This window comes from Leptolyngbya sp. FACHB-541, assembly GCF_014695875.1.
In the GTDB taxonomy this organism is placed as follows: Bacteria; Cyanobacteriota; Cyanobacteriia; order Elainellales; family Elainellaceae; genus JAAUTN01.
The window spans coordinates 91,546-104,064 of record NZ_JACJPC010000042.1 but is presented as its reverse complement, the minus strand read 5'-3'; the positions used below and the strand labels follow the sequence as shown (position 1 = coordinate 104,064).

Annotated in this window: 11 protein-coding genes; 7 read left to right on the top strand and 4 right to left on the bottom strand. The window is 51.2% G+C overall.

The window, feature by feature from the left end; translation table 11 throughout:
- Positions 1 to 73 precede the first annotated feature (73 nt).
- Complete coding sequence (gene alr / locus H6G00_RS07325) at positions 74 to 1,339, top strand: alanine racemase (protein WP_190796238.1); 1,266 nt, start codon at positions 74 to 76, stop codon at positions 1,337 to 1,339.
- On the opposite strand, the gene H6G00_RS07320 is transcribed toward alr, so the two are convergent.
- On the bottom strand, positions 1,291 to 2,622 hold the full coding sequence (locus tag H6G00_RS07320) for a glycosyltransferase family 1 protein (protein ID WP_190796237.1): 1,332 nt from the start codon (positions 2,620 to 2,622) through the stop codon (positions 1,291 to 1,293). The two genes, alr and H6G00_RS07320, sit on opposite strands and share 49 nt — an antisense overlap.
- Before the next feature lie 337 nt (positions 2,623 to 2,959).
- Between H6G00_RS07320 and H6G00_RS07315 the strand changes: the two genes are divergently transcribed.
- The 5 genes from H6G00_RS07315 (at position 2,960) to hrcA (ending at position 9,266) form a co-directional block, all read left to right on the top strand.
- Positions 2,960 to 3,937, top strand: coding sequence for a PfkB family carbohydrate kinase (locus tag H6G00_RS07315; protein ID WP_190796236.1), 978 nt, complete (start codon positions 2,960 to 2,962; stop codon positions 3,935 to 3,937).
- Between the two features lie 18 nt (positions 3,938 to 3,955).
- The gene (locus H6G00_RS07310) at positions 3,956 to 5,455 is read left to right on the top strand and encodes a glycosyl hydrolase family 57 (protein ID WP_190796235.1); all 1,500 of its coding nucleotides are present in this window, start codon (positions 3,956 to 3,958) and stop codon (positions 5,453 to 5,455) included.
- A gap of 1,164 nt (positions 5,456 to 6,619) precedes the next feature.
- Positions 6,620 to 7,618, top strand: coding sequence for a pentapeptide repeat-containing protein (locus tag H6G00_RS07305; protein ID WP_190796234.1), 999 nt, complete (start codon positions 6,620 to 6,622; stop codon positions 7,616 to 7,618).
- Positions 7,619 to 7,686: 68 nt separating this feature from the next.
- Positions 7,687 to 8,043: a rhodanese-like domain-containing protein gene (locus H6G00_RS07300; RefSeq protein WP_190796233.1), complete on the top strand. Its 357-nt coding sequence runs from the start codon at positions 7,687 to 7,689 to the stop codon at positions 8,041 to 8,043.
- 134 nt (positions 8,044 to 8,177) lie between these two features.
- Positions 8,178 to 9,266, top strand: a complete 1,089-nt coding sequence (gene hrcA / locus H6G00_RS07295; RefSeq protein WP_190796276.1) for a heat-inducible transcriptional repressor HrcA — start codon at positions 8,178 to 8,180, stop codon at positions 9,264 to 9,266.
- A gap of 31 nt (positions 9,267 to 9,297) precedes the next feature.
- Here the strand turns inward: hrcA and H6G00_RS07290 are convergent, their stop codons facing one another.
- A complete protein-coding gene (locus tag H6G00_RS07290; RefSeq protein ID WP_190796232.1) occupies positions 9,298 to 9,669 on the bottom strand; it encodes a hypothetical protein in 372 nt (123 codons plus the stop codon).
- Positions 9,670 to 9,920: 251 nt separating this feature from the next.
- On the opposite strand from H6G00_RS07290, the gene H6G00_RS07285 reads away from it, so the two are divergent.
- Entirely contained in the window at positions 9,921 to 10,160 is a 240-nt protein-coding gene (locus H6G00_RS07285) for a hypothetical protein (RefSeq protein WP_190796231.1), read from the top strand.
- 290 nt (positions 10,161 to 10,450) lie between these two features.
- Here the strand turns inward: H6G00_RS07285 and H6G00_RS07280 are convergent, their stop codons facing one another.
- Positions 10,451 to 11,167, bottom strand: coding sequence for a hypothetical protein (locus H6G00_RS07280; RefSeq protein WP_190796230.1), 717 nt, complete (start codon positions 11,165 to 11,167; stop codon positions 10,451 to 10,453).
- Between the two features lie 418 nt (positions 11,168 to 11,585).
- A complete protein-coding gene (locus H6G00_RS07275) occupies positions 11,586 to 12,482 on the bottom strand; it encodes a peptidoglycan-binding domain-containing protein (RefSeq protein ID WP_190796229.1) in 897 nt (298 codons plus the stop codon).
- Between the last annotated feature and the right edge of the window lie 37 nt (positions 12,483 to 12,519).

Here is a 12,519-nt window from a genome sequence, read left to right as displayed (position 1 = left end):
AGAAGAAATTCTTTAGACCTCTTACATTTTGTGTGAGTGGTGATTGGTGTGAGTGACAGAGGAGGAAATTGAGATGTTGAGTTGGGAGCAATCTTCGAGTGTTGCTTCGATGAAGCGAGAGCGAGCCTGGGTAGAAATTGACTTGGCTGCGCTGGCTCATAATGTGCAGCAGTTAAAGCGGCTGCTATCACCTGGAACCGAGCTAATGACGGTAGTGAAGGCTGATGCCTATGGACATGGAGCCATAACGATCGCCCAAACCGCTTTACAACATGGCGCAACCTGGCTGGGAGTGGCGACGATTCCAGAAGGAATTGAACTGCGAGAGGCTGGGATCACGGCTCCAATTTTGCTATTAGGGGCAACAAATACGCCAGAACAGGTACGGGCGATCGCTCGCTGGCAGCTTCAGCCCACCCTCGGTACGCCCAAACAAGCTTTGGTTTGTGCTGAAACCTTAAGTCGTTCTCAGAACCAATCTGCTCAACGCTCTCCACTTCCAGTTCACTTGAAGCTAGATACAGGGATGTCTCGGCTGGGCGCACCCTGGCAGCAAGCGGCTGAGTTTGCACAGTTGGTGCAGCGGTTGCCCCAGTTGCAGATTGCCAGCGTTTACTCCCACCTGGCAACGGCAGATGATCCTGATGAAACAGTGATGCGGCAGCAGCAAGCCCGGTATCAGCAGGCGATCGCCCAAATCCATGCCACCGGCATTTCCTTACCCCGGCTGCATCTGGCAAACTCTGCTGCGACTCTAGCTGACACGAACTTACACTACGATTTAGTGCGAGTTGGACTGGCGACCTACGGACTTCACCCAGCCCCTCACCTTCAGCCTAAAGTTGACCTGAAACCTGTACTGCAAGTGAAGGCGCGGGTGACTCAAGTAAAAGCGCTTCAACCTGGAACAGGCGTTAGTTATGGACATCAGTTCATTACCGATCGCCAGATGCCACTCGCAGTCATTGGGATTGGGTATGCCGATGGCATTCCTCGCAACCTGTCTAACCGAATGAACGTACTGATTCGAGGACAGCGGGTTCGGCAGGTAGGAGCGATTACGATGGATCAACTCATGCTGGACGTAACGAACCTGCCCGATTTACAGGAAGGGGAAATCGTCACCCTATTAGGGCAAGATGGCAAGGAACAGATTTCAGCAGACGACTGGGCAACCCTACTGAATACGATTTCCTGGGAAATCTTGTGCAGCTTTAAGCATCGCCTCCCTCGACTAACGGTAAATCAGCCTGCTTTGCCTCAAATCGAGGAGCGGGAAAGTTTTGAAACTCACTTTGAACCGGAAACTGTAGCCCGATCTAACTCTTTAGATAACTGACTGGCAACCGAGTTAACAGATGGGCTGGTTTTCTCGCCAGCCATTTGATTGATCAGTAAGCGACTGTATAAACCACTCAGTTGGGAGGCAACCCCATCCCAACTGAAGTATTGCTCGACGCGAGTACGGGCAGCTCGACTCAGGCGATCGCTCAGTCCAGGTTCGGTCAGAACGCGATCGATTGCTGCTGCAAACGCTGCGTCATCTTTCACCGGAACCAACAGCCCCGTTTCTTCTGGGATCACTGTGAACTGAAACCCGCCCACATCGCTAGCTACTACCGGAATACCGGAAGCCATTGCCTCGATCGCCACTAGCCCAAACGGTTCGTAGTGGCTTGGTGTGACGCAAACATCCGATGCAGCGTAGTAGATCGGTAGTTCAACCTCACCGACTCGACCAGGAAAATGGGTGAATTCAGTCATGCCCAACTCGGCGACGATTCCTTCAATGCGATCGCGCTCAATGCCATCGCTATGTCCAGGACGACTGCCACCGCCGATAATGAGCTTTAGTTTTTCCTTGCCGCGCAGTTGAGAACGTCCCACTGCCCGCACAAGTGTCTCAATTCCCTTGCGGCGATCAAACCGTCCTACGTAGAAAATGACCCTTGTATCGGGATCGATGCCTAATTGCTGCCGTGCTTCAGCGCGAGAAACGGAGCCAAATTTGCAAATATCCGTGCCGCAGGGAATGATCTCAATGTTGCCTTTCGTAGAGACGAGCGATCGCAAATGCTCCTGTTCCTGAGGGCTAGTTGACACGACACGCTCCACCGTTTCCAGGCACGCTTTTTCGGTAGCTAAGCGAGTAGAGGCGATCGGCGGAATCTGGTCAACTGCCTGATACTTTACCGCTCCAACTGAGTGGTAAGTATGCACCTGCTGAATTTTCTGAAACTTCTTCAGCTCCATTCCAACCCAGGATGACAGCCAGTAGTTGGTGTGAACAAGGGGATAGTAGGTCTTCGCCTGCTGCTGAAAGTTGAGAAACTCCTGCACAAAGGCTGGCAGATATTCAAACAGTTCGTCTCTAGGAACAAACTCAGCCGCTCCAGCAGTCAGGCGAATCGTGCGGCAGTTGGGAGTGTGTTCAACAATTGCAGGCTGATCGGGGCTAACCCGACGGGTAAACATATCAACCTGCCACCCCAATCGCGATAGAGCTTCGCCAACCTGACGAACGTAAACGTTCTGCCCTCCAGCCTCTTCCCGGCCAATATCAATTGCGGGGTCGCCATGAACCGAGATCAGGGCGATGCATTGCTTGTTTGGAGAAAACATGATTCGTTTTGTTGAATTCTACGATCGCCCTCAAGCGGCTAAGTACCTAGCTTTCACCACTTAGAAACTAAAGTTTGAAACCCAGCTTAGAAGCTGATGAGAGCCGCAAATTCAAAGTCTGAATCTGAGTTAAAAACACACTTTGAAAGGAAGTACGTCTCTGCTTCGGAGATTACCTTAACATTGCTTAGTACTTTTGTATAGCAGGCAATTAGCTAAATTCCTCTGACAAAACCAAAACCCAAAACCGAAAAACTTTCCGTAAATGTGATTCACCTAAAGCGCGACGAGAATCGGTCTGATAGGCTGGGATGAGGTTTAAGAGAGATTGATAGCTGTGACTAACCCCCGTGTCCTCTGTCTCGGCGAAATTCTATTTGACTTATTGTCTGATCAACCTGGACGACCGCTCGAACAAGTTACCTCCTGGACTCCCTACCCCGGCGGCGCACCTGCAAATGTTGCTTGCTCACTGGTAAAACTAGGCACCAGTGCTGGATTTATTGGCTGTGTAGGTGAAGATGAGCCAGGGCAAACGCTGGTCGATTTGCTCAAAGAGATTGGCGTAGACGGAACTGGCATTCAGCGCCACCCGACCGCCCCAACTCGTGAGATCTATGTAGTTCGGACTGACACCAACGATCGCATCTTTGCTGGGTTTGGCGATCGCGACACGGCTGAGTTTGCAGATACTCGCCTCCAGGCAAATTCCTTGCCCGTTTCCTTATTTGATGCTGCCGATTTTTTGGTGTTAGGGACACTAGAGCTTGCCTATCCTGAAACGCGGCAGGCGATCGAGCAGGCGTTAGAGTTGGCAGAGCAGCATTACGTCAAGATCATAGTCGATGTAAACTGGCGACCAATGTTTTGGCAAGACCCAGAAGCCGCCCGATCAACCATTCAAGACCTGATCAAGCGGGTTGACTTCCTCAAACTCTCTGACGAGGAAGCCGAATGGCTGTTTGATACGCAAGATCCAGGCATCATCGCTCACAGACTAGATGATGTGGAAGGCGTGTTAGTGACGGCAGGTAGCCAAGGCAGCGCCTATTGCCTGAGTGAAAACGAGGGGAAATTGCCCGCTTTCTCAATCGAGGCAGAAGACACCACCGGAGCCGGAGACAGCTTTGTAGCGGGTTTCTTGCATCAGGTTTGTCAAAACGGAGTTCAGTCGCTCAGTGACCCTGATGAGGCAAAGCGAACTGTCACCTATGCTAGTGCGGTAGGGGCATTGACCACAGTGCGGGCGGGGGCGATCGCCGCTCAACCCACGGCTGCCGAGGTGGAAGCTTTTCTCTATCTAAATCAGCAATAACTCAACAGGTTTATCCTTATGGCTTCTATCCAGACTGCTCCATCCGTCTCAGCCGATTTTCCAGAGCTGATTGAGGGCTTGCCCAACATCTGCGGCTGGGAGTCACAGGTGCAGGAGGTGGCCCAGCAAAATCAGCCTGTTTTCCTGCCCCGTACCAATATTCGGCTAGAGGATGTCTCAGCGGCGTTTGCGATCGCCCTGCACATGCATCAGCCCACCGTTCCCGCTGGTGCAAATGGTGAGCTGATCGGGCATCTGCAATATATGTTTGAACACACCCACGAAGGCGACAACCACAACGCTGGTCCGTTTTCCTGGTGCTATTCCCGCATCGCCGACTTTATTCCCGAACTGGTGTCTCAGGGCTGCAACCCTCGCGTCATGCTCGACTACTCCGGCAATTTGCTGTGGGGACTGCGGCAAATGGGCAGGGGCGACATTTTAGAGAACCTGAAGCGTGTCGCCTGTGACCCGACCTACCAGCCCTACGTGGAATGGCTGGGAACCATGTGGAGCCATGCCGTTGCGCCTTCTACCCCGATTCCTGACCTGAAGCTGCACATCCAGGCGTGGCAGCATCACTTTGCCGCAATTTTTGGTTGGGATGCGCTGGCTCGTGTGAAGGGCTTCTCACCGCCAGAGATGCACCTACCCAACCATCCCGACACCCTGTATGAGTTTGTCAAAGCGTTAAAGGAATGTGGCTACTGCTGGCTGCTGGTGCAGGAACACGCCGTAGAAACGCTGGAGGGGCAACCGCTGTCTAACAAACACTTGCCTCACCGTCTGGTTGCCCGCAATGCTCATGGCGAGACAGTCAGTATCACGGCTCTGATTAAGACTCAGGGTTCGGACACCAAGCTGGTGGCGCAGATGCAGCCATACTATGAGGCAAAAACGCTGTCTCGGCAGCAGTTGGGCGGGGTGACGATTCCACCACTGGTGTCGCAGATTGGCGATGGCGAGAATGGCGGCGTAATGATGAACGAGTTTCCCTCTGGGTTTAAGAATGCTTGGTATGGCATGAGGCAGTCAGGCGGCGGCAAAACGGGCGTAGTGGGGTTAAACGGGACTGAATATCTGGAGCTAATTGAGGCGGCAGGGGTTCAACCAGCAGACTATCCTGCCTGTCAGGCAGTGGGTCAGCACCAGATCTGGCAGCAGATTGGAGACGCGGTTAGTCCAGAGGCAGTGAGTGGGGCGATCGCCCGCCTCAAGCAAGATAACCCCAACTTTCATATGGACGGTAGCTCCTGGACAAACGACCTGAGCTGGGTGAAAGGCTACGAAAACGTCCTCACGCCAATGAATCAACTCAGTGCCCTATTTCACCAGACGATTGATCCGCTGCTGGCAGACGATCCGTCGCTCACCCGGCAACCCCGCTACCGTAACGCGCTGCTGCACAATCTGCTGTTGCAGACTAGTTGCTTTCGCTATTGGGGTCAGGGCACCTGGACGGAGTATGCGCGAGAACTGTATCGGCGCGGAGAAGCTATTTTGCAAGCCGACTTTTGAATCGCACCAAGCTTTGGCGGTTGGAACTGCCGCTGTTGAAACAGAACCAACCTGCTTCGGTTCGTTACAGCACCACTTGGATAGACCACAAGCCCTAGCGTAGGGGCAGTTCGCGAACTGCCCCTACGCTAGGGCTTACCCATCCGAAAATGGCTGTAAGACCAAATACCATCTGTAAAGTAGCGGTAGCGGTAGGGGCGAAGCGTTCGGCAAAAGAATCATGCTTCAGTGGCAAGGATTATGACCGAATGCTTCGCCCGTACACCCAATAGTGCTTCTTTACGAAACGGATTCCGTATAAGTTCTGGGTCTTCAGTAGTCTGCAAGGCAGGTTGATTCCTGCGGCTACGAATTAGATTCGTTAGACGCTTGATCTCTAACTGCTGTGAACTTGATTCAACACGTCAGGTGAGCCAGCTTCGTGGTCGTCTAAGCGAACTTCACGGTTGGCTAGGCTAACTTCACGGTTGGCTAGGCTAACTTCACGGTAAGTGAAGCTGGCTTTATGGCTAACTGGGCTGGCTTCGTAGCCGACTAAGCTAGCTTAGTGGCTGACTAGGCTGGCTTCCCAGTAAGTGAAGCTGGCTTAGTGGCTGGCTAAGCTGGCTTCGTAGTTAAGTAGGCTGGCTTCGTAGCTAGCTAGGCTGGCTTCATGGCTAGCTAGGCTGACCTCCTATTCACCAAGGTCAGCTTTGATGGAGCCTGGAGGCACATGATTTTGTAGAGAGAGTCAGTTTAGTTTTAGATGCAGGTGAGGTGGGGGCGTGAGGACTAGTCGCAGTCAGACCAGTCGCAGTCAAGGGACTGTTGGGTTCCGCTTTGCTTCACCCAACCTACGAATTTAGAACCAGAGGTTTAGGATAATGCACGACTATGGAAGTAGGCTTACGCAGCTATGCTCAATTTCCATAGAATGAGGCTCGTTTTGACGAAAGTTGCTGTAATAGGGAAGAGTGGAAAAGGCGATCGATAAGCCAGCCATACTAAAATCAAGACATTGCTTGCAACAGTAAGACAGGGCTGTTGCTCAACTGGCAATCAGAGCCAAAATTGCTTGCAAGGGGCATAATCCTGTCCGACTTCTAAAGGAAGTATTCTATTTAACTCATGTTTGGCTACTTCGGATTAATGTAAGTCCAATGGCTTGCGAAAGGTGGTGATATCTTGTTAAGAAAGAACGACTTGGAGCGTTGCTATCGAGTGCTAGACCTGGAGCCTGGAGCCTCACTGGAAGAAGTGAACCAGGCTTACAAGGATTTGGTTTTTATCTGGCATCCCGATCGCATTCCGCAAGACAACCCACGTTTGCTGCAAAAGGCACAGGAAAAGCTGAAGGAAATTAACCAGGCGCGCGATCGGTTGCGATCGCACCACAGTACCCAATCCAGCCAATCCAAATCGTCCAGCTCGTCCAATTCATCTCAAACCACCCAGACGCAAGCTCGACGCGAACCTATCCATCCTCGCTATTACTACCAGCCACCGCCCCGACCTTACTATCAGCCGCCCCCAACCAGTTCCCAATCCAATAACCAGACTGCTTCTAACAACCAGACTGCTTCTACTTATAGACAAGATGCTTACCAGCAGCCTCGCGACCAGCAGCCCGTTTCTGAGTCGCAGCAGTCTCGTCACAGTCCATCCCGAACTAATCAGTCAACCTATCGTCAGTCTCAGTCATCCCCAACTCACTCCCAAGCTCAGCCTCCTAGCTCGGCGCAAGCTCATTCGTCTTCGGCTCACCACACCTATCAGCCCGCTCCACGTCAGCCCAAACCACAGGCTCCTGACCTGAGTGGGTCAAACCTGAGTGGGTCAGACCTGCGAGAAAAAGACCTATCTGGTAGAAATTTGAGCAACTCCGACCTGAGCGGGGCTAACCTGACCGACGCATTTCTACACAATGTCAACTTAAACGGTGCGAATCTCCAGAAAGCAAACCTGTTTCGAGCGAATCTACTTCAGGCTGATCTGAGTAACGCCGATCTGAGAGAGGCGAATTTGATTGGGGCTGATTTGAGTGGCGCTGACTTGAGTGGCGCTGACTTGAGTGGTGCTCGAATTGGATTTAGCGATCGCATCATGGTCAAAATGACAGGGGCAATCTTGACTGGGACTCGCATGCCCGATGGCAGTTTGTATGGCACGAAGAACGGGGGATGAAGGGAAGACAACGTGCTAAGTTTGTATGCATAACTATATACAACTTAGAACTGTTTTAAGTTAACCCGATGACTGCTCAAGCTTCGAATCTACCGCTCGCCCACATCAGCGTTGAGGAATTAGCTGAGCGCTTGGCTGCTGGCGATCGCCTGCAACTGATTGACGTCAGAGAGCCTGAAGAACTGGCGATCGCCAGTTTAGACTCGTTTCACAGCCTGCCGCTGAGCCAGTTTGCTCAGTGGTCAGGGCAGGTTCAGACGCAATTTGACCCTCACGCAGAAACCGTCGTCATGTGTCACCACGGGGTGCGCTCTGCCCAGATGTGTCACTGGTTGCTCAATCAAGGCTTTACCCATGTCAAAAACCTGACGGGTGGCATTGATGCCTACTCAACCGCTGTTGATCCAGCTGTTCCTCGTTATTAACCTTACGGTTTAACCCGATTTAACCCTGTTCTCCCTGCGCTGCTCGGCTCGGTATTAGCCCCTACTAACTAGGCAACGACAGGTCAGCTAAATTACGATCAGTAAACAGCACTTTAGCTCTGGCTCAAATGTCAATACAACTCAAGCTTAGCGATCGCCAGCAGCAAGTTCTCTGGGCAACGGTGCGTCACTACATCGCTACTGCTAAGCCCGTCGGCTCCGAAGCGCTGGTGGAAGGATTTAATCCCAGGGTGAGCCCCGCTACGATTCGCAATGCGATGGGCTACCTGGAAAAGGCAGGCTTGCTCTATCAGCCTCACACCTCAGCAGGGCGAGTTCCCTCTGACTCTGGCTATCGCATCTATGTCGATCAGCTAATTACGCCCTCAGAAGCGCTGGCTCGTCGAGCTGACCAAATGCTCTCAGACCAGTTGAACTGGGACAATTGCAGCTTTGAGGCACTGATGCGCGGTGCAGCTCAAATTCTCTCAACTTTGAGTGGCTACATTGCGCTAATCACCATGCCCCAAGCCAGCACGGTGCAACTGCGTCACCTGCAACTGGTGCAAATTGACCCCGGACGGGTGATGCTGATTGTGGTGCTAGATTCCTACGAAACTCAATCCACATTGGTCAACTTGCCCAAACCGAGCAGCGATACGCAGCCCGACGCCGAACTGCTCGACCGGGAACTGCAAATTCTCTCCAATTTCCTCAATAGCCATCTCCGGGGGCGATCGCTCAGTGAGATCTCCACACTCGACTGGAGCGACCTTGGACGAGAATTTGAGCGCTACGCAGACCTGTTGCGCGTATCTCTCCAAGAATTAGCAAGCCGCAGTCAGGTGCCTGTTTCTACCCAAATTTTGATTAGCGGCGTTGCTGAAGTGTTGCGCCGTCAGCCAGAGTTTTCAGAGTTACAGCAGGTTCAAACGATCATTCAACTTCTAGAAGAAGAGCAAGACCAGCTTTGGTCGCTAATCTGCGAGTCTACTGAACCTGAAAACCCTGGCAAGCGAGTCACCGTTAGAATCGGCTCTGAAAATCCGCTGGAGCCGATTCGCACATGCACCCTGGTTTCTGCAACCTATCAACGGGGAAATACCCAGGTTGGCAGTGTGGGAATGCTAGGGCCAACGCGAATGGTGTACGAAAATGCGATCGCCCTCGTCGAGGCTACCGCCGACTACCTTTCGGAAGCTCTTAGCCAGTCTGGACAATAAAGTCTAGACAATAAAAACAACTGCCTCACTATTAAGTATCCGTACCGCCAAAAGTAATCAAGCGGCTATCTCCCGCAAATCGATGCGCCCCATGTTCGCCAACAACGGCAGGAAACCGTCCTGCCCGTAGAATCACCTGGATTGATTCCAAATCCCAGTTGTCTGCTGTTTCTGTGCCTTTCTCCTGAGAAACATGCTGCAATTGGAAAAACTCCACCTGATTAGGGTCTGTCAATTCAGGAATCTCCACTTGAGTAATGGTCTCCGAACCTCCCCCCAATCCTCCAACCAGTCTCGTAAACTCTTTGACCGGCGAATTTTGCAGTTTGACGTAAAAGTTTGCGTGGCTGCCGCTGCGTAGATCATCCCCACCTGTCTTAATAGTGACATCCAAAGTTGCCATAGCTTTACTTCTCCTGTTCTACGTTTTGTTGTTGCAAGTGTATTGAACAGGTCATAAAAAGCTGCCTCTATGAATAGGAATTGCAACTTTTTTTACCTGTCAAATTCACGTTTTTATCCTAAGCAAGCAAGCTAAATGGCAGCATTACCCTAGAGGGTACTGATAGCGTTTTAGTGGCGATGTTCTAGTGACAGTGTTCTAGCCCATTTCAACCTGATGATTCGTGGTTTCCGTTAATGCAGAGTTAGCCTTTGTATCCCGTCAATATCACTGATCTAATCTTTCAGGAAGGCATTGTCGATGGCGTGGAAATCCGACCACATTGGAAAACCGACCACATTCTGGCAGAACCGGGACTGCGGCTGACATCTGAAGAGAAGGCAGACATCTTAAGTCGAATGCCTCCTCCTGCTTCGATAGATGGTCAAATTTACGTGGACGGCGGGAATTTGATATTAGTGATGAAAAGAAAGACATTCTCTACTGCTTAGGCTATCAGCAGGCAAAAGAGTTTTTTCACGCTTGGAACTGGAACAAACATTTAGAGCTACGAGGGTTTGATCCTGCCGAGTTAATTCCTTAGCAATGAGAATTCTCTTACCAAACTAATCACTCAAGCCAAAACAGAAAATGGGGCAAGGTCTAGCCTTGCCCCATTTTCTATCTCAACGAATATGACTCTACTCTTTCCTCCAGGAAGAACTTTCAAATGTATCCTTGCTGGAAGGAGGTAGGAAGCAGGTTCAAGTCCAATCCAATTTAGAAGTAGATATTATCTGCTCTATTGCACAGGATTAGCGACTGGAGGGGCTGGCTCAGCTACATTCGGCTGAGTTGTCTCTGGCTGAGCTGTCTCTGGTTGTGCTGCTTCAGGCTGTGCTGCTTCAGGCTGTGCTGTTTCTGGCTGCACAGCTTCTGGCTGCGTCGTGCTGGCTGGAGGAACAGCGGGTGCAGGTTCAGCAGCAGGTTGCTGAGGTGCAGGAGCTTGAGGCTGCGGTACAGGTACTATCTCGCGAGTCCGCTCAATAATTCGCTCACGAACTTCTGTGTTGTTTGTCTCGGTTTCCTCCTCTTGAGGTTCTACAGGTACGGGCACAGGTACAACCGGAGTTTGGCTCTGCTGATTGACAAAATATAGAGCACCTACGGTTAAGCCCAGAAGAGAAGTCAGCAGAATACCAAGCAATAAACCTCGTGAAGCACTATTGTCGTCTCTAACTCGCAAGTTCTCTTCGTATGCCTGACGCTCGACAACACGCCCCTGCGTATATCCGTTTTGATAAGAGGCGGGAGAAGCAGTTCGATTACCGTTGCCGATAGAAGGATTGGGATTTACTAAATCCTGATTTCCTAGCTCTACCTCGCGGTCGTTCAAGATGCGGCGACGGTCAGAGACTTGATTACCAGAAGTAGGATAAACCTGATGATGATCGTTTTGGATAGAGGTAGGGCGATCGCTCTGAATGCGAGTTCGATCGTTATTATTTGAGTGAGTCATATTACACCAACAGAATTCAATCAAAAAGACATTTATATTAATCTGATCGTTCTCGATAGCCTTCAGTTTACTATTGTTAAATCAAGGTCAAAGCCTCTTCTGACAAAGCTTTAGAGCCATGAGAACTATATCAGGAGATGCACTTTTAAATGAGTGATGCAGACATCTATGAAAGGAGCGAACAAATACAACCTAACAAGAACCATCTAGAAAGAACTCCTTCTGAGGAAATGGATATTGTAATCTATCTTTGGACTGAATTCACCTCAAAAAGCAGCAAAAAATTATCCCATTTGAAGGAATGGCTTCCGTAATACGAAGCAAACTGTAATAGGTTATGAACATCAAGACCTCCAATTTCTTGAAGAAGTTGGAGGTCACAATAGGACTGCTACAAATAGGTTAAATTGGATTCCCTTTAACGCAGCAAAGCGTCCCAAGTTGCGGGTCCAACTACTCCGTCTGACTCAAGCCCAGAATTACGCTGAGCAGCTCTGACTGCGTTCTGAGTTTCTGTGCCAAAAACGCCATCTACGGTGCCATTAAAAAATCCTGTGGCTCGTAGCCGTTCTTGTAGTTGAGTGACGGCTGGTCCGCGCATTCCCACTCTGAGGATAGGCAGATCTACGCTGGACTGAGCCGTTGCTTGAGTGCTGGAGTTGGCTGCTTGGGCAGATGTTCCGCCTGCCGTATTGCCTGCACTAGCAGCAGGTGTAGGGTTGGGCGCTGTATTGGCTGTCTCACTTGCATTAGCCGCAGCAGCCGATGGAGTCGCAGTCGGCTCAACGGAAGAAGGCGTTGGGAAAGCAAGGGTCGCAGCAGTTGTTTCAGCGGTATCAGGTGTAGCTGGACTACTTGCAGAGGGAGCGATCGCCCCAGTCGCAGAGGACACTCCGCTTACTGAAGGAGACGCAGGTAGCAATCGTTCCCATGTTCCAGGTCCAACAACCCCATCTGCGGTCAACCCTGCTGCTTGTTGAAAGGCGGTAACGGCGATCGCAGTACTCTCCTGATACACACCGTCCACGACACCGCTATAGTAGCCCAAAAGCTTGAGCATTGCCTGCAACTCTGCAACCTGTGTACCCTGGCTACCCACTCGCAACGTGATGCGGCTACTTTCCAGTGGCAAAATCTCAGCATTCGGTGCAGGCGCTTGAGCTTCCTGGCTACTGCCGGGTGAAGCGCTTAAGCCAAGCAGCATAAAGCAGCCAATCAGTGCTACCTGCCCAATTTGCAGGCATCGAGGGAATGGGGTGGCGGTCCCCGAATTTTGCATCAAGTGAGTGCGGCTGGGCTGGAGTCCTGTTTGCATTGAGAGACCACGACTGCGGATCAAAATCCTTCTGAGT